Genomic DNA, 22,619 nt, shown 5'->3' on the forward strand with positions numbered 1-22,619 from the left:
GTTTGTCGAGAGAGGCGAGGCGGCGAGCGATGAAAGCGCCTTTGGCAACGTTGTGAAGCCGCGGCACTGGCCGCTACCATGAGCACATGACTATTTCACTCGACCATCCGCTATTCCTGCGCATCGCTTCGGACCTGGCCGACCATGGCTGGTCCCAGCAAACCATCTTCCTGCCCGACACCCTGACCCAGGCGTTGGCCCAGGAATGCCAGGCGCGTGCCCTGGCGGGCGCGTTGACCCCGGCGGCCACGGGCCGAGGCGCCAACGCCCAGGTGCGCGAAGGTATACGTGGCGATGCCATCCAGTGGCTGGAGCCAGGCCAGAGCGAGCCCACCGACCGCTACCTGGGCATCATGGACAGCTTGCGGCGAAGCCTGAACCAGGCGCTGTACCTGGGCCTGGAGGACTTTGAGAGCCATTACGCCTGTTACCCGCCCGGCGCTTGCTACAAGCGCCACCTGGATCGCTTCAACGATGACGACCGCCGCAGCGTTTCCACGGTGCTTTACCTGAACCAGGCGTGGTCTGCGGAAGATGGCGGTCAACTGCGGCTCTATCTTCCCCATGAACGCCAGCATGAGGTGGTTCCCACGGGCGGTGCCCTGGTGGTTTTTCTTTCCGACCAGATACCCCACGAAGTACTTCCTGCGCGTCGAGAGCGCTTGTCCTTGACCGGCTGGTTCCGACGCCGGGGCGCCTCGCCCTTATGACAGCCAAGGTGCTGGTCAGCCGTTGTCTGCTAGGCGAACCCGTGCGTTATGACGGACAGGCCAGCGGGTACTGGGCACTGCTGATGGCCTGGCAGGCCGAAGGGCGCGTCGTGCCACTGTGCCCGGAAGTCGCCGGCGGCTTGCCAACACCGCGACCTCCCGCGGAAATCGACGGCGGCCAAGGCCGCGCGGTGCTTGCCGGCCAGGCGCGCATCATCGCCAGCACGGGCGAGGACGTGACCGCATCGTTTCTTGCAGGGGCCGAGGCTGCGCTGGCGCTGGTTCGTGCCCATGACATCCGCGTGGCCGTCCTCAAGGCCAACAGCCCGTCATGCGGCAACGAGCAGACCTACGACGGCAGCTTCAGCGGACGGCGAGTGACAGGGGAAGGCGTGACCGCGGCCTTGCTGGCGCAGGCAGGGGTGAAGGTATTCAACGAAGGGCAGTTGGAGCAGGTAGAGGCGTTGTTGGAGCGCCTGGAACCTTGAAGGCTGCGGCCACTTCCCCTCGGAGAAGTGGCCGCGATCATCAGAACAGCACGCGGCAGCGGATGGTGCCCTTGATCTGCTGCAGCTTGGCCTGGGCCAGGTCGGAGTACTCGGCATCCACGTCGATCACCACATAGCCGACCTTTTCGTTGGTTTGCAGGAACTGGCCGGAAATGTTGATGCCGTTCTCGGCGAACACCTTGTTGATCTCGCTCAGCACGCCAGGAATGTTTTCATGGATGTGCAGCAAACGGTGCTTGCCCGGGTGAGCCGGCAGGGCCACCTCCGGGAAGTTGACCGAGGAAACCGAGGTGCCGTTGTCGCTGTACTTGACCAGCTTTTCCGCCACTTCCAGCCCGATGTTGGCCTGTGCTTCAGCGGTCGAGCCGCCGATGTGCGGGGTAAGGATGACATTGTCCAGGCCACGCAGGGGGCTCTCGAATATATCGTCGTTGCTGCGCGGTTCCACCGGGAACACATCGATGGCGGCGCCGATCAGGTGCTTGTCCTTGATGGCGTCGGCCAGGGCTTCCAGGCGCACCACGGTGCCACGTGCCGCATTGATCAGGATCCCGCCCTTTTTCATGGCGCGAATTTCTTCCTCGCCGATCATCCACTTGGTCGAGGGCAGCTCGGGTACGTGCAGCGAAACGATGTCCGCCAGGCCCAGCAACTCCTTGAGGGTCGGTACCTGGGTAGCGTTGCCCAGGGGCAGCTTGGTCAGGGGATCATAGAAGAACACCTGCATGCCCAGGCTTTCGGCAAGCACCGACAATTGGGTACCGATGGAACCATAGCCGACGATGCCCAGCTTCTTGCCACGGATCTCGAAGGAGTTCGCCGCGCTCTTGATCCAGCCGCCACGATGGCAGGAAGCGTTCTTCTCGGGAATCCCGCGCAACAGCAGGATGGCTTCGGCCAGTACCAGTTCGGCCACCGAACGGGTATTGGAATAGGGAGCGTTGAAGACAGCGATACCGCGCTCACGGGCGGCATTGAGGTCCACCTGGTTCGTGCCAATGCAGAAGCAGCCTACCGCCACGAGCTTCTTGGCGCTGTCGAACAGTTCTTCCGTCAGATGAGTCCGCGAGCGAATGCCGAGAAAATGAGCTTCCGCGATCTTTTCCTTCAGCTCTGCTTCCGGCAGGGAACTGGAGTGGTACTCGATGTTGGTGTAACCGGCCGCCTTGAGCGTGTCCACGGCAGTCTGGTGTACGCCTTCGAGAAGAAGGAACTTGATCTTGCTCTTGTCGAGAGAAGTCTTGCTCATCTGCTTAAACCTGGGTTCCGGAAAAAAGGGCAGGAAAGGGGAAAAACCCGCTGCGCTCGCGCTGGGCGCCGCGTCTGGCAGCGCCAGGGCGGGGGCGTATGCTAGCATGTCCGCCTTCCCTGGCGCCCGCCCTGAGACGTGAATATGGCTCAGGCGCCCCATGAGTGGTTCGCGGGTTCGCTTGCAGGTTCTGCCCTCCAGGAGTCGACGATGAGCTATCAGCACCAGTATGCCGACGGTACCCACATCCATTTCCCCTTGGGGAAGGTAGTCTGCATTGGCCGCAACTACGCCGAGCACGCCCACGAGCTGAACAACCCGGTGCCTACCGAGCCCTTGCTGTTCATCAAGCCGGGCAGCTGCGTGGTGCCAGCCGCGGGCGGCTTCAAGATCCCCAGCGGGCGCGGCTCGGTTCATTACGAAACGGAAATCGCGGTGCTGCTGGGCAAGGCGCTGTCCACCCAGCCGAGCGAAGAGGAAGTGCTCGATGCCATTTCCGGTTTCGCCCCGGCGCTGGACCTCACCCTGCGGGATGTGCAGGCCAGGCTCAAGGAAAAGGGCCTGCCCTGGGAGTTGGCCAAGTCATTCGACGGTGCCTGCGTGCTTACCCCCTTCGTTGCCGCGTCCACTTTCGAAGACCTGGCAGCGATTCCCCTGCGCCTGACACTCAACGGCCAGGTGCGCCAGGACGACACCAGCGCCAAGATGCTCAACCCGATCGTCAAGACCATCCAGTACATGGCCGGGCACTTCTCGCTGCTGGCCGGGGACGTCATCATGACCGGCACGCCGGCCGGCGTCGGAGCGCTCGAGCCGGGCGATGAGCTGATACTGGCGCTTCCAGGGGCCATCCAGGTAGAAACCCGGGTGCTTTGAGAGTGTCGGCAGTCCCGACCTTCGCGGTTTTTTCACACCGCATGCAGATAATGGCGGCACCTCTTGCCAGCCGCAGGTGACTCGATGTCCGACACAGCCGCTTTACCCTCCATATCGGCCTCAGGTAGAGCCTCGGGCCGCAGGCGGCTGTACAGCGCCGGAGCCGCGATCCTGTTCGTCGCTTACTTGGTTGCCGCTCTGCTGCATTGGGATGACCGCGCGTTGCTCTGGTTCAGGGAGGCCATGACTTCGCCAGCGGCCCAGGCCAAGGCGGTGTGGCTGCCCGATTACCAAGTGACCATCGACGCCCGGCCGCTGCCGGGCCTGGAAAACGCGGAGGTTTCGGACCTGACCTACGATCCGCTGACCCGCACCCTTTATTCGGTCATGGGCAAGGAGCCGCTGCTCGTTCAGCTCAGCCTGCAAGGCGATGTGCTACGTCGCATTCCCCTGGTGGGCTGGAGCAACCCTGAAGGTATAAGTCGCCTGGCCGATGGCCGTCTGGCGATCACGGACGAGCGTCAGCATACCCTCACGGTGGTAACGGTGAACGCTGATACCACGGCATTGAATTTCGCCGACTTTCCTTCAATCGACCTTGGCGCCAGCCCGGACGGGAACAAGGGCTATGAAGGTGTAGCCTGGGATGCTCGTCACCAGCGGTTGCTGGTGGGCCAGGAACGCCCCTCCTTGCTGTTGAGCCTCAAGGACAACGGCAGCGGCTTTGGCCCGCAAAAGACGCCGGTAGCCAGTGATGCGCTGGATATGCGCAACCTCTCGGCCATGACATTCGATCCACGCACCGGCCATCTTCTGTTGCTTTCCGCCGACTCGCATCTGCTCATCGAAGCCGACGAAAACGGCCAGCCCGTGAGCTTCATGACCCTGCTCGGCCATTTCAACGGCCTGGCCCATACGGTGCCACGGGCAGAAGGGGTGGCCATGGATGACCAGGGCACGCTCTATATAGTGAGCGAACCCAACCTCTTCTATGCCTTCGAGAAAAAATGAAACCTGGCGGCAGTCTTAAGCCCTGTTTCAGCGAACTGATCAATAAAACGCCTGAGTTGGAGCTTTCACTCGAAGGCCAGGTGCTGCGGCGCATTCTGCTCAAACGCTTTGAAGATCCTGAACGGTCGAGTATGTAGCGCCCGACACCTATGTGATCAGCGACGAGCGGCGACAGCGGCTGGTACAGGTGGTAATGGACGCTACCACCAGCGAAATCGACGCGTCCAAGGTGCTCCAGGCTGAAGGCATCGCCATGGACAAGGCGGGCCGCCTGTACCTGGTCAGCGAGCCGAACCTGTTCTACCGGTTCGACCCCCGGCCGACGCTCTGAACCCTAGCGGACGTAGCGCTTGACGCCTTCGGCGGTGCCCAGCAGCAGCAAGTCAGCGGGCCGCGCCGCGAACAACCCATTGGTCACTACCCCGACGATCTGGTTGATAGCGTTTTCCAAAGCCACCGGGTCAGTGATGTGCATGTTATGCACATCCAAGATGATATTGCCGTTGTCGGTCACAACGCCGTCGCGGTAGACCGGGTCTCCGCCGAGCTTGACCAGTTCGCGTGCGACCTGGCTGCGGGCCATGGGGATAACCTCCACCGGCAACGGGAACTGACCCAGCACCGGTACCAGCTTGCTGGCATCGGCGATGCAGATGAACTGGCGGGCCACGGCCGCGACTATCTTCTCTCGCGTCAGCGCGGCACCGCCGCCCTTGATCAGATGCAGGCGTTCGTCGCTTTCATCGGTGCCGTCTACATAGAACTCGAGCTCGCCCACGGTATTGAGGTCGTATACAGGAATGCCATGGCCCTTGAGGCGTGCCGCGGTCGCTTCCGAGCTGGCGACCGCGCCATCGAAAGCCCCCTTGTGGCGGGCGAGGGCATCGATGAACAGGTTGGCCGTGGACCCGGTACCCACGCCCACGATGCTCTTGTCATTCAAGCCGGGCAAGATATGGTCGACGGCAGCCTGGGCAACGGCCTGTTTGAGTTGATCCTGGTTCATGCTGGCGCTCCGCAAGCGGCTGGTGTCGAAAAAGGGGCAACATTATAGTCATAGAGGGCCGGGAAACCTTGCCCTCAATATGGTGTCGGCCGATGACGCTGGGGTAGACTCCAAGACCTTGTTCCGCCAGCAGTGACCGCGCGCCCATGCTCGAACAGTACGTCAAGAAGATCCTTACCTCCCGCGTCTATGACGTTGCGGTCGAAACGCCCTTGCAGGCAGCCGAACAGCTGTCGCGCCGGCTGCACAACCGCGTGCTGCTCAAGCGTGAAGACCTGCAGCCGGTGTTTTCCTTCAAGGTACGCGGCGCCTACAACAAGCTGTCACAGCTCAGCGACAGCGAGCGCAGCCGCGGCGTGGTCACCGCCTCGGCGGGCAATCACGCCCAGGGACTGGCCCTGGCGGCAAGGGAGATGGGCGTGCAAGCGACCATCGTCATGCCCAAGACCACCCCCGAGATCAAGGTCGAAGGCGTACGCTCACGGGGCGGCAAGGTCGTGCTGCATGGAGACTCCTTCCCGGAGGCCCTCGCCTGGTCCCTCAAGCTGGTCGAGGAAAAGGGCTACGTCTACATCCATCCCTATGACGACCCGGATACCATCGCCGGCCAGGGCACGGTAGCCATGGAAATCCTGCGACAGCATCGCGGGCCGCTGGATGCCATTTTCGTTCCGGTGGGCGGCGGCGGGCTCATCTCCGGCATCGCGGCCTATGTCAAATACTTGCACCCGGATGTACGCATCATCGGCGTGGAACCCGACGATTCCAACTGTCTGCAGGCCGCGTTGGCGGCCGGTGAGCGGGTAGTGCTGCCTCAGGTGGGGCTGTTCGCGGACGGCGTGGCGGTGGCGCAGATTGGCCAGCATACCTTTGAAATCTGCCGCCGCTACGTGGACGATGTGATCACGGTCAGCAGCGATGAAATCTGCGCGGCCATCAAGGACATCTATGACGATACCCGTTCCATCACCGAGCCGGCCGGCGCGCTCGGAGTCGCGGGCATCAAGAAGTACGTGGAATCCACCGGTGCCAACGGGCAGACCCTCATCGCCATCGAGTCAGGGGCGAACGTCAATTTCGATCGCCTGCGCCATGTGGCTGAGCGCGCGGAGTTGGGCGAAGGGCGTGAAGCGGTGATCGCCGTGACCATTCCTGAGCGCCCGGGCAGCTTCAAGGCGTTCTGCGAGGCAGTGGGCAAGCGGCAGATCACCGAGTTCAACTATCGCTATCACAGCGGCGATGAGGCGCATATCTTCGTAGGTGTGCAAACCCACCCGGAAAACGACCCGCGCGCGGCCCTGATCGCCAGCCTTATCGCCCAGGGCTTCCCGGTGCAGGACCTGACCGACAACGAACTGGCCAAGTTGCATATCAGACACATGGTCGGCGGGCACGCCGATAAAGTGAGCAACGAAATGGTGCTGCGCTTCGAGTTCCCCGAGCGCCCGGGCGCGCTGTTCAACTTCCTGAACAAGCTGGGCGGGCGCTGGAACATCTCCATGTTTCACTACCGCAACCACGGCGCCGCCGATGGACGGGTGGTGGCCGGCCTGCAAGTCGCGCAAAGCGAGCGGTCCCAGGTGTACGCTGCGCTGGAAGAGATCGGCTACCCCTATTGGGACGAAACCGATAACCCGGCCTACCAACTCTTCCTCGGCTGAACCGCTGTGGGACGCAGCGAAGCTGCCGAGCTGGGCCCTGCAGCCCTTCGCCAGCTACGCGATTTCCGACGGTCAGCGGAATCAATCGCGTAGCGAGATTACCTTCCAGCCCCGGCGCATGGCTTCGCCATGCAGGACCGGGTCCGGGTCCACGGCTACCGGGTGTGCCACGCGCTCGAGCAATGGCAGATCGTTCATCGAGTCGCTATAGAAATAGCTCCCTTCCAGGCTCGAACCGGTTTCGCTCAGCCAGCGCTCCAGTCGAGTGACCTTTCCATCGCGGAAGCACGGCACGTCCGTACTACGGCCCGTATAGCGATCACCGTCCATTTCGCATTCGGTTGCCAATAGTGTCTCTACCCCCAGCCGCTGCGCGATGGGGCCGGTGACGAAACGATTGGTCGCGGTAATGATGACCAGCTTGTCGCCTGCGTTGCGATGCTGTTCCAACAGGGCCAAGGCTTTCGGCAGGATGATGGGCTCGATGCAGTCGCGCATGAAAGCGGCATGCCACTCCTTGAGCTGGGCAGGCTCGGTACTGGCAAGGATCTCCAGGCTGAAGTTCAGGTAGGCCTGAAGGTCCAGCCTGCCGGCAAGGTAATCCTGGTAGAAGGCATCGTTGCGTGCCTTGTAGGTGACCGGGTCCAGGATGCCCTTGGCGCACAGGTAATCACCCCAGGCATGGTCGCTGTCGCCGCCAAGCAGCGTGTTGTCGAGGTCGAAGAGGGCCAGACGCATGGATGGGCTCGCATTGCCAGTGAAATGGCCCACAGAATACGGCCTTTTAGTCAGGCTGCACATAAGGCTCGCAGCCTCGTTGCTGCTCTGCCGGGCTTTGTGGAACAATGCCTGAACATGCGTTTGCGAGGTTGCCACCGTGATCGATCCTGATGGATTCCGCCCCAATGTCGGCATCATTCTTACCAATGATGCTGGCCAGGTGCTATGGGCGCGTCGGATCAATCAGGACGCCTGGCAATTCCCCCAAGGGGGGATCAACCCTGAAGAAACCCCTGAACAGGCCCTGTACCGTGAGCTCAACGAAGAAGTTGGGCTCGAGCGGCAGGATGTGGAAATCCTGGCCTGCACCCGAGGCTGGTTGCGCTACCGTCTTCCTCAGCGGCTGGTAAGAACCCATAGTCAGCCACTGTGCATCGGCCAGAAACAGAAGTGGTTCCTGCTGCGTCTGGTATCCAGCGAGCAGCGGGTTCGCATGGACCTGACCGGCAAACCGGAATTCGACGGCTGGCGTTGGGTCAGCTATTGGTATCCGCTAGGGCAAGTCGTCACTTTCAAGCGCGAGGTGTACCGCCGGGCCTTGAAAGAATTGGCGCCACGCCTGTTATCGCGCGACTGACGACGGAGTCCGACCCCGAGCCATGCTCAATACGCTGCGCAAGATCGTCCAGGAAGTCAACTCCGCCAAGGATCTCAAGACGGCGTTGGGGATCATCGTCATCCGCGTCCAGGAGGCCATGAGCAGCCAGGTCTGTTCGGTGTACCTGCTGGACCCTGAAACCAACCGCTTCGTCCTCATGGCTACCGAGGGGCTGAACAAGCGCTCCATCGGTCGGGTGAGCATGGCGCCCAACGAAGGCCTGGTGGGCCTGGTAGGCACCCGGGAAGAACCGCTGAACCTGGAAAACGCCGCGGACCACCCTCGTTACCGGTATTTCGCTGAAACCGGCGAAGAGCGTTACGCCTCCTTCCTGGGCGCGCCCATCATCCACCACCGCCGAGTCGTAGGCGTGCTGGTGATCCAGCAGCGGGAGCGGCGTCAGTTCGACGAAGGCGAAGAAGCCTTCCTGGTCACCATGAGCGCGCAATTGGCAGGGGTCATTGCCCATGCTGAAGCCACCGGTTCCATCCGTGGTCTTGGTAGACAGGGCAAGGGCACCCAGGAAGCCCGCTTCGTAGGGGTGCCTGGTTCTCCAGGCGCCGCCGTGGGTACCGCCCTGGTGATGCTTCCACCGGCGGACCTGGATGTGGTGCCGGATCGCACCGTGACCGACATCGATGCCGAGCTGCAGCTGTTCGAGGCCGCGTTGGAAGGTGTTCGCAATGACATGCGGACGCTCTCGGCGAAACTGGCGACGCAATTGCGTCCCGAAGAACGCGCGCTGTTCGATGTTTACCTGATGATGTTGGACGACGCGTCGCTCGGTAGCGAGGTGCGTAACGTCATCAAGACCGGCCAATGGGCCCAGGGCGCCTTGCGCCAGGTGGTCACCGAGCATGTCAACCGTTTCGAGCTGATGGACGACGCCTACCTGCGCGAGCGTGCCTCGGATGTAAAGGACCTTGGCCGGCGACTGCTGGCCTACCTGCAACAGGCGCGGCAGCAGTCATTGGTGTATCCGGACAACACCATCCTAGTCAGCGAGGAGTTGTCCCCGGCCATGCTGGGGGAGGTGCCCGAAGGCAAGCTGGTAGGGCTGGTATCGGTAATGGGGTCGGGCAACTCCCACGTGGCCATCCTCGCTCGGGCCATGGGTATCCCGACGGTCATGGGCCTGGTGGACCTGCCTTATTCGAAGGTCGACGGCATCCAGATGATCGTCGATGGTTATCACGGCGAAGTCTTCACCAACCCCAGCGAGATTCTCAGCAAGCAATACGCGGCGGTTGTCGAGGAAGAGCGGCAACTGACCAAGGGCCTGGACGCCCTGCGCGAGCTGCCGTGCGTCACCCTCGACGGCCATCGCATGCCTTTGTGGGTCAATACCGGCCTGCTCGCCGATGTGGCCCGGGCCCAGCAGCGCGGCGCTGAAGGGGTAGGGCTGTACCGTACCGAAGTCCCCTTCATGATCAACCAGCGCTTCCCTTCCGAGAAGGAGCAGCTGGCGATCTACCGGGAACAACTGGCCGCCTTCCACCCCTTGCCGGTCACCATGCGTAGCCTGGACATCGGCGGCGACAAGTCGTTGTCATACTTCCCCATCAAGGAAGAGAACCCCTTCCTCGGCTGGCGCGGTATTCGTGTCACCCTCGACCATCCGGAAATCTTCCTGGTGCAGGCCAGGGCCATGCTCAAGGCCAGCGAGGGCCTGAACAACCTGCGTATCCTGCTGCCGATGATCTCCGGCATCCATGAGCTGGAAGAAGCCTTGCACCTGCTGCACCGGGCCTGGGGGGAGGTACGCGATGAAGGCACTGATGTGCCGATGCCGCCGATTGGCGTGATGGTGGAGATTCCCGCGGCGGTCTACCAGACCCGCGAGCTGGCTCGTCAGGTGGATTTCCTCTCGGTCGGCTCCAACGACCTCACCCAGTACCTGTTGGCCGTGGACCGCAACAATCCGCGGGTAGCCGACCTGTACGACTATCTTCACCCTGCCGTGTTGCAGGCCTTGCAGCACGTGGTCACCGAGGCCCATGCCGAAGGCAAGCCGGTGAGCATCTGTGGCGAAATGGCAGGCGACCCCGCCGCCGCGGTGCTGCTCATGGCAATGGGCTTCGACAGCTTGTCCATGAACGCCACCAACCTCCCCAAGGTGAAATGGATGTTGCGCCAGGTGAGCCACGAAAAATCCCGTGAATTGCTGGCCCAGCTGATGAAGATGGACAACCCGCAACTTATCCACAGCTCCCTGCAGTTGGCCCTCAAGAACCAGGGGCTTGCGCGTATGATCAACCCGGCCGCGCCCAAGAGCCTCTGATTGCGGGATGCGAGATACCCGAACGGTGCTCGCGTCGACAGGTACAGGAAAGCGAATGCGGGTGCCGAGGCTTACGGAGAAGAGTCAGGCTCGGCAGCTTCGCTGCCTCCTACGGCTGAACGGAAGTCAGTCCGGAATCTCGAAACTTACTTCTCCAAGCCGGCCACCGCTGGGGCCGAAGCTGCGCTCGACCAGGGTGCGCCGACCATCGGCCCAGGCCACTAGTACCGTGCTCGCACGGGTGCCATAGGTCGGACTGGCGATGAACACGCTGGACAATAACCGCTCGGTTGCCAGCCCTACGCCTGTCTCGGGCAAATCCGCGTCCTTGGCCAAGGTAGGGTCACTCAGCAATGCCATCAACTGCTCCGGCGACGCCTCCAACAAGGCCGCGAAGCCTTCCCGGGCCTTGAGCAGCTTGGGCCAGGGCGTATCGAGCGCGGCGTTGGACAGCCCATATACACCAGCGGCCAGGGCCTCGGGCACTCTGCTGTGACTGTTGAGGTAATACAGGTTGCTTCCATCTCCCAAGAGCAAATTGAAGCCGCCATACGCCTGCGCACGGTCGCACACCTGGCGCGCATAGTCGTCCAGCTTGAGTTCACCAGCTAGGTAAGCCGCGCATAATTCGCCTCGGGAACGCGGGGCAGGCCGGCTCGCTACCGCGCGGATATTGGTGACCGCGGCGAAGCGGCCTCGCGGGCCTATGCCCAGCCAGGTCCCTCCAGCCTCCAGGTCGCGTCCCGCATAGACGCCTGGCGCGTCCTCCCATTCAGCCGCGGCGGCGGTCGGGCGGGCATAGAATTCGTCACGATTGGCGGCCACTATCAAGGGGCGGTCATGGTCAGGGCGCCAGGCGAAGGTAATCAGGCACATGGGCTGGAGTGTCTCCTTGGCAGCTCTTTCGCAGGGCTGCGGTCATCGGGTTCCATCAGGGCGACTGGAGCCGGCGGTACCCTATCCGTTACCATGCGCCCTCGCTTGGGGAGTCTGACATGGAATACGCGCTCTATCTGGCCTTGGGAGCTTGCGCCGGTGTGCTGGCAGGCCTGTTCGGAGTGGGCGGCGGGATCATCATCGTTCCGGTGCTGGTTTTCAGCTTCGGCTTGCAAGGCTTCTCTCCCGATGTGCTGACACACCTGGCGGTAGGCACTTCGTTGGCCACCATCGTGTTCACGTCGCTCAATGCCATTCGCGAACATCATAAGCGCGGCGCGGTGCGCTGGCACGTCTTTGCCTGGATGACCCTGGGCATCCTGCTGGGAAGCGCATTGGGCGCCAAGACCGCCTCGCTCATCCAGGGGCCGCATTTGCAGAAGATCATCGGCGTGTTCGCCTTGCTAGTGAGTGTGCAGATGTTCCTCGACTTCAAGCCCAAGGGCAGTCGGGACACTCCCGGCAAGGGCGGGCTTACCCTGGCCGGCGTGATCATCGGCTGGGCGTCGGCGATCTTCGGCATCGGCGGTGGCTCGTTGACCGTGCCTTACCTTTCCTGGCGACGTGTCCCCATGCAACAGGCGGTGGCCACGTCTTCAGCCTGCGGGCTGCCTATCGCCCTCTCAGGTGCCATAAGTTTCATCATCCTGGGCTGGCAGGATCCGCTGCTGCCAGCGCATAGTTCCGGGTTCGTTTACTGGCCGGCGCTGGTGGGCATTGCCATTACCAGCATGTTGTGCGCCCGCTTCGGCGCGCGTCTGGCCCATCGCTTGTCGCCGCGGCTGCTCAAGCGTCTGTTCGCCATGCTGCTGTTCAGCGTTGGCCTTGGTTTTTTGCTTTGATCGAGGAAAAGAAATGCTGCCTTACCCGCAGATAGACCCCGTGGCAGTGAGCATCGGGCCGTTGCAGATCCATTGGTATGGCCTGATGTACCTGCTGGGCATCGGCAGTGCCTGGCTGCTGGCACCGCGACGCCTGCCGCGGTTCGACCCTACCTGGAACCGGGAAAAACTCTCCGACCTGGTGTTCTGGGTCGCCATGGGGGTGATCCTGGGCGGGCGTCTGGGCTATGTCCTGTTCTACGATTTGCCAGCCTACATTGCCCATCCGGCACTGATCTTCGAAGTATGGAAAGGCGGCATGTCGTTCCACGGCGGTCTTATCGGCGTGATGCTGTCTACCTGGTGGTTCGGCAAGCGCAACGACAAGACGTTCTTCCAACTGATGGACTTCATCGCGCCCTTCGTGCCCCTGGGCCTGGGTGCGGGGCGCATTGGCAATTTCATCAACGCCGAGTTGTGGGGCAAACCCACCGACCTGCCATGGGCGATGGTGTTTCCGCCCTTCAGCGACCCTGCCCAGTTGCCGCGTCATCCTTCCCAGCTTTATCAGTTTGCCCTGGAAGGCGTGGCGCTGTTCGTCATTCTCTGGCTGTATTCCAGCAAGCCACGGCCTACCATGGCGGTGTCGGGGATGTTCGCGCTCTGCTATGGCATTTTCCGCTTCCTGGTGGAGTTCGTGCGCGTGCCGGATGCCCAGTTGGGGTACCTGGCCTTCGGTTGGCTGACCATGGGCCAGGTACTTTGCCTGCCGATGATCCTCGGCGGCGCCGCGCTTATCTGGCTGGCGTACCACCGTGATCCGGCCCGCCGGCAAACCGCTTAAATTTTCGGGCGGGGCCAAGGCTCCGCTCCTTCAGGACTGTCATGAAGCACTATCTCGATCTCGTCGCCCAGGTTATCCAGCACGGCACCCGCCAGGCCAACCGCACCGGAGTGAATACCATCAGCCTGCCGGGCGCCATGCTGAAGTTCGACCTGCAGGAAGGCTTCCCTGCCATCACCACCCGCAAGCTGGCATTCAAATCCGCCATCGGCGAAATGGTCGGTTTCTTGCGCGGCGCCAACAGCGCCGCGGATTTCCGTGCCCTGGGCTGCAAGGTCTGGGACCAGAACGCCAATGAAAACAGCCAGTGGCTGAACAACCCCTTCCGCCAGGGCACTGACGATCTCGGTGAAATCTACGGGGTGCAATGGCGCAAGTGGCCTGCCTATAAGCGCGTGCCGTCGAGCAACCCGGCCGCCATCCAGGCCAGTCTGGCCCAGGGTTACCGGCAGATTGCCGAAGACGAGGAAAACGGCGAGCGATTCGTCGTGTTGTACAAAGCCATCGATCAGGTTCGCCAATGCCTGGACACCATCGTCAATGACCCCGGCAGCCGACGCATTCTGTTCCATGGTTGGAATTGCGCCCAACTCGACGAAATGGCCCTACCGCCCTGCCATCTGCTGTACCAGTTCCATCCCAACGCACAGACGCGCGAGCTTTCACTGACGCTGTACATCCGCTCCAATGACCTGGGCCTTGGCACGCCTTTCAATATCACCGAAGGCGCCGCCATGCTCTCTCTGTTCGGGCGCCTGACCGGCTACACACCCCGTTGGCTCACCTATTTCGTGGGCGACGCCCATGTGTATGTGAATCACCTGGACATGCTCAACGAGCAGATGCGCCGGGAACCCTTGCCCGCGCCGCGGCTGGTGATTTCCGACCGCGTGCCTGACTACGCCAAGACCGGTGTCTACGCGCCGCAGTGGCTGGAAAAGATCGAGCCCAGCGATTTCAGCCTTGAAGGCTACGAGCACCACCCGCCGTTGACGGCGCCGATGGCGGTCTGACCGCTCGTGTGCCACTGACGCGCCCTCGCTGAAGTCCCTAGCGCCTAGTGCCCATGACTACGTCCCACATGGCTGGCTTCAGCGGTAGGTAGCGTCACCGCGCCGCTGACCTCCAGCCGCTCCAGAATGCCGCACCCGGCCGTGGTGTCGCCTGCCTGGCAGCGATCGCGCAGGCCGACCAGCTGGGCTTCGAGTTCCAGCAAACCCTGGATGCGGGCACGCACATGTTCGATATGCTCGTCCACCAAGGCATTGACCCGGGCGCAGGGCGCGCGGACGTTGTCGCGCAGGGCGAGCAGCGAACGTATCTCGTCCAGGGTCATGTCCAGGGTGCGGCAGTTGCGAATGAAGGTCAGCCGCTCCACATGGGCCTGGGTGTAGTGTCGGTAATTGCCTTCGGTGCGTGCCGGCTCCGGTAGTAGCCGCTCACGTTCGTAATAGCGGATGGTTTCTACCTGGCAGTCGGTGGCCTTGGCCAGTTCGCCGATTTTCATGACGCCGATCCTCGGTATGCGGGCCATGAACGAATGCGCCCTTGACCCTATAGTGGCTACAGGGTGTTGACTAAGCAACAGTCAGCCGTCGGAGCCATCCATGCACCGCCACTCTCAGCCCGATTCCAGATCCGTGCACGCTTGCGCGTCGTCCTGCCAGCACAACGATGGCGATGGACATGCGCGCCAGGCCCATGCGCATCACCCTGAGCGCCACGACCACGACCACGACCACGACCACGACCACGACCACGACCACGACCATGACCATGACCATGACCACGATGGTCGTCCCACTGGCGTGGCCTTCGACGATCAAGTCGGTGGTCACTTCAGCCGTTTCCGCATAGAAGCCATGGATTGCCCTACCGAACAGGCGCTGTTGGAGAAACGTCTTGGCCAGATGCCGGGCATCCATGGCCTGGAATTCAACCTCATCAACCGGGTTCTCGGTGTCCGCCATTCGCTGAAAGCGACCACCGCCATCGAAGCCGCCATCGCCGAAGTCGGGATGACCGCCGTTCCCCTGAGCGAGGCGCAAGCCGATGCCGCCCAGGCGCCCACGCCTGCCCGGCACGGCCGTTGGGCACTGGGCCTCGGGTTGGTAGCAGCGGCCGCGGCGGAGCTGCTGCACCTGTTCCAGCGAGGGCCCGAGGCGCTGGTGGTGATCCTTGCCCTGATCGCCATAGGCGTGACCGGGGTTGGTACCTACCGCAAGGGTTGGATCGCCATACGTCAGCGCAACCTGAACATCAATGCCTTGATGAGCCTGGCGGTGACCGGGGCGGTGCTGATCGGCCAATGGCCCGAGGCCGCCATGGTCATGGTGCTCTTTGCCTTGGCCGAGCGAATCGAGGCAGGTTCCCTGGAGCGCGCGCGTAATGCCATTGGCGCGCTGATGCAGCTGGCGCCTGAGCAAGCGTTGGCACAGGACGCTCAGGGCCAATGGCAAATGCGACCGGTAGGCGATATCGCAGTGGGCAGCCTTGTACGGGCGCGACCCGGCGAACGTATCGCCTTGGACGGTACGGTTACCACGGGACGCTCGACCGTTGACCAGGCCCCCATCACGGGTGAAAGCCTGCCTGTGGATAAAACGCCTGGCGACTTGTTGTTCGCCGGCACGGTGAACCAGACCGGCGAGCTGGAATATCGCACCACCGCGCTGGCCAACGATTCCACCCTAGGGCAGATCCAGCGCGTGGTCGCCCAGGCCCAGGGTAGCCGGGCGCCAACCCAGCGCTTTGTCGAACGCTTTTCCCGGGTCTACACACCGGCTGTAATGGCCCTGGCCACAGCCGTTGCCTTGCTGCCACCATTGTTCGGCCTGGGCACCTGGCTGGAATGGATCTATCGCGGCTTGGTGTTATTGGTCGTGGCTTGCCCTTGCGCGTTGGTCATCTCGACGCCGGTTACCCTGGTTAGCGGCCTGGCGGCGGCGGCGCGTCGTGGGATCCTGATCAAAGGCGGCGCTTACCTGGAAAGCGGCTATCGCTTGCGCTGGCTTGCGCTGGACAAGACCGGCACCCTGACTCAGGGCACGCCTGTGTTGACTGATGTCATAGACTTGACGGATCAGGCGCTGCCTCTGGAGACCTGGGCGAAAAGCCTGGCGAGCCGGTCGGACCACCCTGTATCCAAAGCCCTGGCTGGTGGCTTGCAGGCAGAGGTGCTACCCGTCACAGGCTTCGAGGCACTGCCAGGCCGTGGTAGTCGTGGCCTGATCCAGGGCCAGCACTATGCCCTGGGCAATCATCGATTGGTCGAAGAGCTGGGCCTGTGCGGGCCTGAGCTGGAAGCGGCCCTTGCCAAGCTGGAGGGCGCCGGCAAGACCGGCGTTGTGCTGTGCGATGAGCAGCGAGCCTTGGCGCTGTTCGCGGTCGCTGACGCGCTGCGTGAATCGAGCGGCGAGGCTGTAGCCCGGTTGCACCGCCTGGGGGTGGCGACCCTGATGCTCAGTGGTGACAATCAGGCAGCCGCGACAGCAATGGCGGCTCAGGTGGGAATCGACCAGGCTCGAGGTAATCTGCTACCCGAAGACAAGCTGGCCGCGATCGAAGCCCTGGTTCAGCGTGGCGAGCCGGTAGGTATGGTAGGGGACGGTATCAACGATGCGCCGGCCCTGGCCCGTGCTGATATCGGCTTCGCCATGGGCGCGGCAGGTACGCACGCCGCGATCGAAACCGCGGATGTGGCTTTGATGGACGACGATCTACGCAAATTGCCTGAATTCATCGAGCTGTCCAGGCGTACCCGGCGAGTGCTCATGCAAAACATCGCGCTGGCCTTGGGTATCAAGGCAGTCTTCCTGGGGCTCAGCCTGGTTGGCCTGGCTACCTTGTGGATGGCCGTCTTTGCCGATATGGGGGTGAGTCTGTTGGTGGTGTTCAACGGGTTGCGCTTGCTGCGCGGTCCGGTTCAAAGTTCGGCGGCCACCTCGGCCATCGCCTGAGCGCGCTCGTCTCGGCCAGGGAAACCGCGGCCACGGCGCCAGCCTGGATTAAGGCTGGACCACTCCGGGTGGGCGCGGGCCCGCTTGAGCGCGGACGGCAGCCGCCCCTCGCGCCATTGTCCGGGGTCCTGCTCGGGTAGCTGCACGCTATCCTGAGCCGCATGCCCGCGGCGCACCAGCGCCTGCATCAAGGCATTCTGCCGCAAGGCCAACAGCCGCAGTACCGCGTCGTCGACACTCAACAGCTGCTCTCCGCGCCATTTGCCCAACAAACGCCCGCCGTAGCCGCGAGCGGTCTGCAAGGCACCGCCAGCCACAGCGCCCGCCAGGGTGGCCAAGCCCAGTGTGAGGCCGCCGGCAAGCAGGTCTATCCCGGCCCCCGCCGCGGCGCCAGCCGCCAGGCCACCGCCTACTTTCACACCCAACTGCCGAAGGGTTTCCGGGTTGAACAGGTCATCACCCCAGCGGCCGTCGAGCAAGGGCAGGCTCGCCGCTTCGGCGTCCCCTGGCCTGAAACCGAAGAGCGCCAACAGCTCGCTGACGCAGGCCTGTTCGCGCTGACGAACCTGCGCGCGCAAAGCCTCGACCTCCACCGCTCGGGCATCCGGCGCCACCGCGCGGCGGCAGGCGGCGCAGTCGATGAGCAATTCGGCGATCAGTGCTCGTCCCGCTGCCAAGCGCTGTTGGCGCTGTTGCTCAAGGTCTTCGATCAGTCGTTCCAGGCCTGGGCGGGCGCGCTCGATCAGCAGGGCCAGACTTTCATACAGGCGGCGCTCCCCATCCTGAGGCGGGGCGACGGTGTCGAAGGCGACCAGGGCATGCAAGCCCAAGCGCGCCAGGGCCGCTTGCCAGGCCTCGCGGCGCGCTGCCGGAGCACTGACGAAATTGAGCACCGGTAACAGGGGTTTTCCGCAACTGGCCAGGATCTGCAGCTCGTCCCGGTATTTGGCCAGGATCGGCTCACGGGCGTCGATCACGTAAAGCCCGGCGTCCGAAGCGCTGAGCTGGCGCACCACCTTGGCTTCCTGCTCGAAGCGCTGGCGCGCCTCGGCCGAGCCCAGGAAAGCTTCTATGCGCGCTGGCCCGTCGAGGCGTACATGGCCGTTGCCGAGCCGGTCCAGGTATTCAAGCAGTGCCACGGCATCCTCCAGGCCGGGGGTGTCGTAAAGCTCCAGCAAGGCCTGGCCGTCCACCGATAAACGAGCACCCTCTACATGGCGGGTGGTGCCGGGGCGGTGCGACACCTCGCCGAACCCAGGGTCGCGGGTAAGGGTACGCAACAATGACGTCTTGCCGACATTGGTATGGCCGACCACGGCCAGCCGCAGCGTGTCAGCCATGGGCCTGCTCCAGCCAATGTTGAGGAAACCCCACTTCAGCCTTCAGAGCCAACTGTTCCAGCGCGCCGCGCCAGGCTTCCAGGCGTGCCGGATCATCGGCGACCCCGGATGGCAAGGGTAGCAGCCATACCCGGGTTTCCCGCGCATTGCGCGAAAGCTCCGCCAACAGTGCCTGGGTACCTCGGTCTGGTGAGCGACGAGGGTCGCAGGCCAGCAACAGGCGTTCGGCGGGGTGGCTGGCCAGGGCTTCGAGCAAGCGGTGCCGGGAGGCCCGGTCATCCAGGATGCCGGCGTCACGAATGTGCGGGCTGGTCATGGGCGGCCAGGGTTGATCACTGTCCAGCTCTATGGCGGCCATGACAGCGCCATGCCCCTGGCTACCCTGAGCTGAGGCGACCATTCCCCAGGCGGGCTCCGCCGGGAGATCCTTGGCGCCCAGCGGCTCGGCCGAAGGTATGAGGCGCTCGCGCAGCCGTTGAGCCTGGGGCGTATCCAGCGCGGGCCGCAGGCGCCTCAGGCCCAGGCGCCAGCGCAGCCAGCAGCCGAGGGCCAGCAGCGCTCGCGGCAACAGGCCGTAGCACGCGACCACCCCTACCAGCCAGCCTGCCCAGGCCTGGCGAGCGCCCTCCAGCGCCGCAGGGCCATTGCCGCTGGCCTGTACCAGGGCGGCATCGGGCACCGGAAAGCCAAGCCATGCGGGGAGGGTGCCAAGGTGAACCGTCAAGGCAATGAAGGCTTGGCTGTGGAGCAGGGTGGTTTCCCAGGCGAAATCGTAGCGGCGAGCGGCGAACATCAGCAGCAGCGTGAGCAGCGTGGCCAGCATGCAAAGGGTCCAGAAGGCATGGACCGCCGCGCCCATCAGCCAGCGATTGAGCCCATGTCGGTGCAAAAGCGTGACCAGCGACGCGCCCAGGTGAGCGGATTTGGCATCCCGCGCCAGACGCTGGCTCAGACCCAGCCACAGCCGGCCCAGCCAGGCGCCGTGGCCGCCGCCAAGCAGAAGGCCCAGGAACCAGAGCGCGAGCATGATCAGGTTCAGGCCCAGCAGACTGCCCACCGCCCAGAATACATTGATTGGCCGTGGCGCGTCGGCAAAGGCAGTGGCCGCCATGCCCGCGCCGCTTAACAGCGCCAGAATCGCCAGGGCGATCGCACCCAGGCGGGCGCCCTGTTTCCAGTGCGTCAACGCGGTTACCAAGCCATCTCGGCGCGCCAGCCATAATGCGCGGGCCTGCCAGCGTTGAGCGAAGTCGCCGCCTTCCTGCCGCGCTACCCTATTAGCCTCGTTGTCATCCAACGGGCCGGTATCACGCTCGCGCAGGCTGATCGCCTCCGTCAACCAAAGGGTATCCAGCTTGTTCACGCGCACTCCCGTGGAAAATCCAGTCGCCAGCATATCGCACCCCGGCTGCTGGCAGCGCGGCCCTCTGTTATCCTCGCAACCATGAACAAGTCCTTTACGTTAAGCCTGATTGCCGCCGCCGCTGAAAATGGCGTTATCGGTATCGACAACCGCATGCCCTGGCACCTGCCGGGCGATTTCCGTTATTTCAAGTCCACCACTTTGGGCAAGCCCATCATCATGGGGCGCAAGACCTGGGATTCTCTCGGTCGGCCCCTGCCTGGTCGGCTGAATCTGGTCGTCAGCCGCCAGCCGGACCTGATCCTGGAGGGCGCGGAGGTCTACCCGTCGCTCGAGGCAGCCACCGTCCGCGCCCAGGCCTGGGCGACGGATCAAGGGGTAGATGAGATCATGCTGATCGGCGGGGCGCAGCTCTATGCCCTTGGCCTGCCGGATGCCGACCGTCTGTACCTGACCCGTGTGCATGCCGCGCCAGAAGGGGACGCCTACTTCCCGAGCTTCGATTGCCAGGCATGGGAGAAGGTTTCCAGCGTTTCCAACCCGGTTGAGGGCACAGCGCCGGGCTACACCTTCGAGGTTTGGGAGCGGCGAACCGCTTGAGAGGCAAAGTGCCGAGGCTGGCGCAGGTAGGCCAGCCTCGGCATCGGCTCAACCGTCCAGCAGCGCCTTGTTGCGCACGGCGCCCTTGTCGGCGCTGGTCGCCAGCAGGGCGTAGGCCTTGAGCGCGGTGGTCACCTTGCGTGGGCGCGCTTCGGCGGGCTTCCAGCCTTTTTCTTCCTGATCGTGACGACGCGCCGCCAGCTCACCATCGTCGACCAGCAGGTTGATGGCGCGGTTGGGGATGTCGATCAATACCTTGTCACCATCCTGCGCCAGGGCGATGGTGCCGCCCGCGGCGGCTTCCGGAGAGGCATGGCCGATGGACAGACCCGAGGTACCACCGGAGAAACGGCCGTCGGTCAGCAGTGCGCAGGCCTTACCCAGACCCTTGGATTTCAGATACGAGGTGGGGTAGAGCATTTCCTGCATCCCCGGCCCGCCCTTGGGGCCTTCGTAGCGAATGATCACCACGTCGCCGGCCTTCACTTCGTCGTTGAGGATGCCACGCACGGCGCTGTCCTGGCTTTCGAAGATCTTGGCGGTGCCCTCGAAGCGGTGGATGGATTCGTCCACGCCCGCGGTTTTCACCACACAGCCGTCCACGGCCAGGTTGCCGTAGAGCACCGCCAGGCCGCCTTCCAGGGAATAGGCGTGGGCCAGGCTACGGATGCAGCCTTCGGCGCGGTCGTCGTCCAGGGTTTCCCAACGCGTGCTCTGGCTGAAGGCGACCTGAGTCGGGATGCCAGCGGGCCCGGCGCGATAGAACTCGCGCACGGCTTCGTCGGTGGTCTGGGTGATGTCCCACTGGGCGATGGCTGCGGCCATGCTCGGGCTGTGGACCGTGGGTACGTCCGTATGCAGCAGGCCGGCCCGGGCCAGCTCGCCGAGGATGCCGAAGATTCCGCCGGCCCGGTGCACGTCCTCCATATGATACTTGGGTGTGTTCGGCGCCACCTTGCACAGCTGCGGCACCTTGCGCGATAGCCGGTCGATGTCGCGCAGGTCGAAATGCAGCTCAGCCTCCTGGGCCGCCGCCAAAAGGTGCAGGATGGTATTGGTCGAACCACCCATGGCGATGTCCAGGGTCATGGCGTTCTCGAACGCCTTGAAGGACGCAATGTTGCGCGGCAGCACCGACTCGTCGTTATCGTGGTAGTAGCGCTTGGCGATCTCCACGATGGTGCGGCCGGCGCGCAGGAACAACTGCTCACGGTCGGCGTGAGTGGCCACGATCGAACCGTTGCCGGGCAACGCCAGGCCCAGGGCCTCGGTGAGGCAGTTCATGGAGTTGGCGGTGAACATGCCGGAACAGGAACCGCAGGTAGGGCAGGCGCTGCGTTCGTATTCGGCGACTTTCTCATCCGACGCGCTGCTGTCCGCGGCGATCACCATGGCGTCGACCAGGTCCAGGCCGTGGCTGGCCAGCTTGGTCTTGCCCGCTTCCATCGGGCCGCCGGAGACGAAGACCACCGGGATGTTCAGGCGCAGCGCGGCCATGAGCATGCCAGGGGTGATCTTGTCGCAGTTGGAGATGCATACGATGGCGTCAGCGCAGTGGGCGTTGACCATGTATTCGACCGAGTCGGCGATGATCTCCCGGCTGGGGAGGGAGTACAGCATGCCGTCGTGGCCCATGGCGATGCCGTCGTCCACGGCGATGGTGTTGAACTCCTTGGCTACGCCCCCGGCGCGCTCGATTTCACGTGCTACCAGTTGACCCAGGTCTTTGAGGTGCACGTGGCCCGGCACGAACTGAGTGAAGGAGTTGGCGATGGCGATGATCGGCTTCTTGAAGTCGTCGTCTTTCATGCCGGTGGCGCGCCACAGCGCGCGGGCACCGGCCATGTTGCGGCCATGGGTGGACGTTTTCGAACGGTAATCAGGCATGAGGCGCTCCGGGCGGCAATCAGGTTCCAGGAAATGTGAGCCTTGTTCTGTTCCGGCCGGGAGGCCGTTGGGCTGCCCTTGCGGAAGTGGCCGATAGCTGCGCGGGATCTCCGCAAGCCTGGGCCTGGCTCATAAACCCGCCGGGGGATGTTGGCGATGAATGAACCGATTCTACACCCCTGACGCCT

21 protein-coding genes are annotated in these 22,619 nt (G+C 63.5%); 13 read left to right on the plus strand and 8 right to left on the minus strand.

Features of this window, described 5'->3' with window-relative positions:
• Positions 1 to 86: 86 nt before the first annotated feature.
• Both BN1188_RS01830 and BN1188_RS01835 read left to right on the plus strand, forming a co-directional pair.
• Positions 87 to 710 (plus strand): 2OG-Fe(II) oxygenase, encoded by a 624-nt coding sequence (locus BN1188_RS01830; protein WP_040259498.1) that lies wholly within the window; start codon positions 87 to 89, stop codon positions 708 to 710.
• The gene (locus BN1188_RS01835; protein ID WP_040259499.1) at positions 707 to 1,198 is read left to right on the plus strand and encodes a 2-thiouracil desulfurase family protein; all 492 of its coding nucleotides are present in this window, start codon (positions 707 to 709) and stop codon (positions 1,196 to 1,198) included. The genes BN1188_RS01830 and BN1188_RS01835 overlap by 4 nt, the downstream gene beginning before the upstream one ends.
• A gap of 40 nt (positions 1,199 to 1,238) precedes the next feature.
• On the opposite strand, the gene serA is transcribed toward BN1188_RS01835, so the two are convergent.
• Positions 1,239 to 2,468, minus strand: a complete 1,230-nt coding sequence (gene serA, locus BN1188_RS01840; protein ID WP_040259500.1) for a phosphoglycerate dehydrogenase — start codon at positions 2,466 to 2,468, stop codon at positions 1,239 to 1,241.
• A 210-nt stretch (positions 2,469 to 2,678) separates the two neighbouring features.
• Between serA and BN1188_RS01845 the strand changes: the two genes are divergently transcribed.
• The 3 genes from BN1188_RS01845 to BN1188_RS21845 all read left to right on the plus strand — a co-directional run bounded on the left by BN1188_RS01845 (position 2,679) and on the right by BN1188_RS21845 (position 4,686).
• Positions 2,679 to 3,344, plus strand: a complete 666-nt coding sequence (locus BN1188_RS01845; protein WP_040259501.1) for a fumarylacetoacetate hydrolase family protein — start codon at positions 2,679 to 2,681, stop codon at positions 3,342 to 3,344.
• Positions 3,345 to 3,428: 84 nt separating this feature from the next.
• Positions 3,429 to 4,355: an SdiA-regulated domain-containing protein gene (locus tag BN1188_RS01850; RefSeq protein ID WP_040259503.1), complete on the plus strand. Its 927-nt coding sequence runs from the start codon at positions 3,429 to 3,431 to the stop codon at positions 4,353 to 4,355.
• A gap of 151 nt (positions 4,356 to 4,506) precedes the next feature.
• A complete protein-coding gene (locus BN1188_RS21845; protein WP_040259504.1) occupies positions 4,507 to 4,686 on the plus strand; it encodes an SdiA-regulated domain-containing protein in 180 nt (59 codons plus the stop codon).
• Between the two features lie 3 nt (positions 4,687 to 4,689).
• Here the strand turns inward: BN1188_RS21845 and rpiA are convergent, their stop codons facing one another.
• Complete coding sequence (gene rpiA / locus BN1188_RS01860; RefSeq protein WP_040259505.1) at positions 4,690 to 5,361, minus strand: ribose-5-phosphate isomerase RpiA; 672 nt, start codon at positions 5,359 to 5,361, stop codon at positions 4,690 to 4,692.
• Positions 5,362 to 5,507: 146 nt separating this feature from the next.
• Here rpiA and ilvA point away from each other — a divergent pair, with 146 nt between their 5' ends.
• Positions 5,508 to 7,022, plus strand: a complete 1,515-nt coding sequence (ilvA, locus tag BN1188_RS01865) for a threonine ammonia-lyase, biosynthetic (RefSeq protein ID WP_040259507.1) — start codon at positions 5,508 to 5,510, stop codon at positions 7,020 to 7,022.
• A gap of 81 nt (positions 7,023 to 7,103) precedes the next feature.
• Here ilvA and BN1188_RS01870 read toward each other — a convergent pair whose 3' ends face one another.
• Positions 7,104 to 7,760, minus strand: coding sequence for a histidinol-phosphatase (locus tag BN1188_RS01870; RefSeq protein WP_040259508.1), 657 nt, complete (start codon positions 7,758 to 7,760; stop codon positions 7,104 to 7,106).
• 139 nt (positions 7,761 to 7,899) lie between these two features.
• Between BN1188_RS01870 and BN1188_RS01875 the strand changes: the two genes are divergently transcribed.
• Entirely contained in the window at positions 7,900 to 8,379 is a 480-nt protein-coding gene (locus BN1188_RS01875) for an RNA pyrophosphohydrolase (protein WP_040259509.1), read from the plus strand.
• 22 nt (positions 8,380 to 8,401) lie between these two features.
• Positions 8,402 to 10,681, plus strand: coding sequence for a phosphoenolpyruvate--protein phosphotransferase (gene ptsP, locus BN1188_RS01880; protein ID WP_040259510.1), 2,280 nt, complete (start codon positions 8,402 to 8,404; stop codon positions 10,679 to 10,681).
• A 126-nt stretch (positions 10,682 to 10,807) separates the two neighbouring features.
• Here ptsP and BN1188_RS01885 read toward each other — a convergent pair whose 3' ends face one another.
• Entirely contained in the window at positions 10,808 to 11,557 is a 750-nt protein-coding gene (locus BN1188_RS01885) for an NRDE family protein (RefSeq protein ID WP_040259511.1), read from the minus strand.
• 119 nt (positions 11,558 to 11,676) lie between these two features.
• Between BN1188_RS01885 and BN1188_RS01890 the strand changes: the two genes are divergently transcribed.
• The 3 genes from BN1188_RS01890 to BN1188_RS01900 are packed head-to-tail and all read left to right on the plus strand — an operon-like array spanning position 11,677 to position 14,295.
• The gene (locus BN1188_RS01890; RefSeq protein ID WP_040259512.1) at positions 11,677 to 12,459 is read left to right on the plus strand and encodes a sulfite exporter TauE/SafE family protein; all 783 of its coding nucleotides are present in this window, start codon (positions 11,677 to 11,679) and stop codon (positions 12,457 to 12,459) included.
• A gap of 13 nt (positions 12,460 to 12,472) precedes the next feature.
• Entirely contained in the window at positions 12,473 to 13,282 is an 810-nt protein-coding gene (gene lgt / locus BN1188_RS01895) for a prolipoprotein diacylglyceryl transferase (protein ID WP_040259513.1), read from the plus strand.
• Between the two features lie 41 nt (positions 13,283 to 13,323).
• Positions 13,324 to 14,295, plus strand: coding sequence for a thymidylate synthase (locus BN1188_RS01900; protein WP_040259514.1), 972 nt, complete (start codon positions 13,324 to 13,326; stop codon positions 14,293 to 14,295).
• Positions 14,296 to 14,339: 44 nt separating this feature from the next.
• Here BN1188_RS01900 and cadR read toward each other — a convergent pair whose 3' ends face one another.
• Entirely contained in the window at positions 14,340 to 14,789 is a 450-nt protein-coding gene (gene cadR / locus BN1188_RS01905) for a Cd(II)/Pb(II)-responsive transcriptional regulator (RefSeq protein WP_040259515.1), read from the minus strand.
• Between the two features lie 100 nt (positions 14,790 to 14,889).
• On the opposite strand from cadR, the gene BN1188_RS01910 reads away from it, so the two are divergent.
• Complete coding sequence (locus BN1188_RS01910) at positions 14,890 to 17,241, plus strand: heavy metal translocating P-type ATPase (RefSeq protein ID WP_084596127.1); 2,352 nt, start codon at positions 14,890 to 14,892, stop codon at positions 17,239 to 17,241.
• On the opposite strand, the gene BN1188_RS01915 is transcribed toward BN1188_RS01910, so the two are convergent.
• Together BN1188_RS01915 and BN1188_RS01920 are read right to left on the minus strand one after the other, a co-directional pair.
• Complete coding sequence (locus tag BN1188_RS01915; protein WP_040259516.1) at positions 17,208 to 18,581, minus strand: DUF3482 domain-containing protein; 1,374 nt, start codon at positions 18,579 to 18,581, stop codon at positions 17,208 to 17,210. The two genes, BN1188_RS01910 and BN1188_RS01915, sit on opposite strands and share 34 nt — an antisense overlap.
• Positions 18,574 to 19,977, minus strand: a complete 1,404-nt coding sequence (locus tag BN1188_RS01920; RefSeq protein ID WP_052469116.1) for a DUF2868 domain-containing protein — start codon at positions 19,975 to 19,977, stop codon at positions 18,574 to 18,576. The genes BN1188_RS01915 and BN1188_RS01920 overlap by 8 nt, the downstream gene beginning before the upstream one ends.
• A gap of 48 nt (positions 19,978 to 20,025) precedes the next feature.
• Here BN1188_RS01920 and BN1188_RS01925 point away from each other — a divergent pair, with 48 nt between their 5' ends.
• The gene (locus tag BN1188_RS01925; protein WP_040259518.1) at positions 20,026 to 20,544 is read left to right on the plus strand and encodes a dihydrofolate reductase; all 519 of its coding nucleotides are present in this window, start codon (positions 20,026 to 20,028) and stop codon (positions 20,542 to 20,544) included.
• Positions 20,545 to 20,592: 48 nt separating this feature from the next.
• Here the strand turns inward: BN1188_RS01925 and ilvD are convergent, their stop codons facing one another.
• Positions 20,593 to 22,431: a dihydroxy-acid dehydratase gene (gene ilvD, locus BN1188_RS01930; protein WP_040259519.1), complete on the minus strand. Its 1,839-nt coding sequence runs from the start codon at positions 22,429 to 22,431 to the stop codon at positions 20,593 to 20,595.
• Positions 22,432 to 22,619 lie beyond the last annotated feature (188 nt).

The organism is Pseudomonas massiliensis (assembly GCF_000826105.1).
Lineage (GTDB): Bacteria > Pseudomonadota > Gammaproteobacteria > Pseudomonadales > Pseudomonadaceae > Aquipseudomonas > Aquipseudomonas massiliensis.

Excerpts from the sequence above, each read along its gene's own strand:
- ptsP (WP_040259510.1), top strand. The coding sequence starts at position 8,402 with ATGCTCAATACGCTGCGCAAGATCGTCCAGGAAGTCAACTCCGCCAAG.
- ilvD (WP_040259519.1), bottom strand. The coding sequence starts at position 22,431 with ATGCCTGATTACCGTTCGAAAACGTCCACCCATGGCCGCAACATGGCC.
- BN1188_RS01925 (WP_040259518.1), top strand. The coding sequence starts at position 20,026 with ATGAACAAGTCCTTTACGTTAAGCCTGATTGCCGCCGCCGCTGAAAAT.
- ilvA (WP_040259507.1), top strand. The coding sequence starts at position 5,508 with ATGCTCGAACAGTACGTCAAGAAGATCCTTACCTCCCGCGTCTATGAC.
- BN1188_RS01915 (WP_040259516.1), bottom strand. The coding sequence starts at position 18,581 with ATGGCTGACACGCTGCGGCTGGCCGTGGTCGGCCATACCAATGTCGGC.
- cadR (WP_040259515.1), bottom strand. The coding sequence starts at position 14,789 with ATGAAAATCGGCGAACTGGCCAAGGCCACCGACTGCCAGGTAGAAACC.
- serA (WP_040259500.1), bottom strand. The coding sequence starts at position 2,468 with ATGAGCAAGACTTCTCTCGACAAGAGCAAGATCAAGTTCCTTCTTCTC.
- BN1188_RS01845 (WP_040259501.1), top strand. The coding sequence starts at position 2,679 with ATGAGCTATCAGCACCAGTATGCCGACGGTACCCACATCCATTTCCCC.
- BN1188_RS01835 (WP_040259499.1), top strand. The coding sequence starts at position 707 with ATGACAGCCAAGGTGCTGGTCAGCCGTTGTCTGCTAGGCGAACCCGTG.
- BN1188_RS01890 (WP_040259512.1), top strand. The coding sequence starts at position 11,677 with ATGGAATACGCGCTCTATCTGGCCTTGGGAGCTTGCGCCGGTGTGCTG.
- BN1188_RS01830 (WP_040259498.1), top strand. The coding sequence starts at position 87 with ATGACTATTTCACTCGACCATCCGCTATTCCTGCGCATCGCTTCGGAC.
- BN1188_RS01920 (WP_052469116.1), bottom strand. The coding sequence starts at position 19,977 with ATGCTGGCGACTGGATTTTCCACGGGAGTGCGCGTGAACAAGCTGGAT.
- BN1188_RS01885 (WP_040259511.1), bottom strand. The coding sequence starts at position 11,557 with ATGTGCCTGATTACCTTCGCCTGGCGCCCTGACCATGACCGCCCCTTG.
- BN1188_RS01910 (WP_084596127.1), top strand. The coding sequence starts at position 14,890 with ATGCACCGCCACTCTCAGCCCGATTCCAGATCCGTGCACGCTTGCGCG.
- lgt (WP_040259513.1), top strand. The coding sequence starts at position 12,473 with ATGCTGCCTTACCCGCAGATAGACCCCGTGGCAGTGAGCATCGGGCCG.
- BN1188_RS01900 (WP_040259514.1), top strand. The coding sequence starts at position 13,324 with ATGAAGCACTATCTCGATCTCGTCGCCCAGGTTATCCAGCACGGCACC.
- BN1188_RS01850 (WP_040259503.1), top strand. The coding sequence starts at position 3,429 with ATGTCCGACACAGCCGCTTTACCCTCCATATCGGCCTCAGGTAGAGCC.
- rpiA (WP_040259505.1), bottom strand. The coding sequence starts at position 5,361 with ATGAACCAGGATCAACTCAAACAGGCCGTTGCCCAGGCTGCCGTCGAC.
- BN1188_RS01870 (WP_040259508.1), bottom strand. The coding sequence starts at position 7,760 with ATGCGTCTGGCCCTCTTCGACCTCGACAACACGCTGCTTGGCGGCGAC.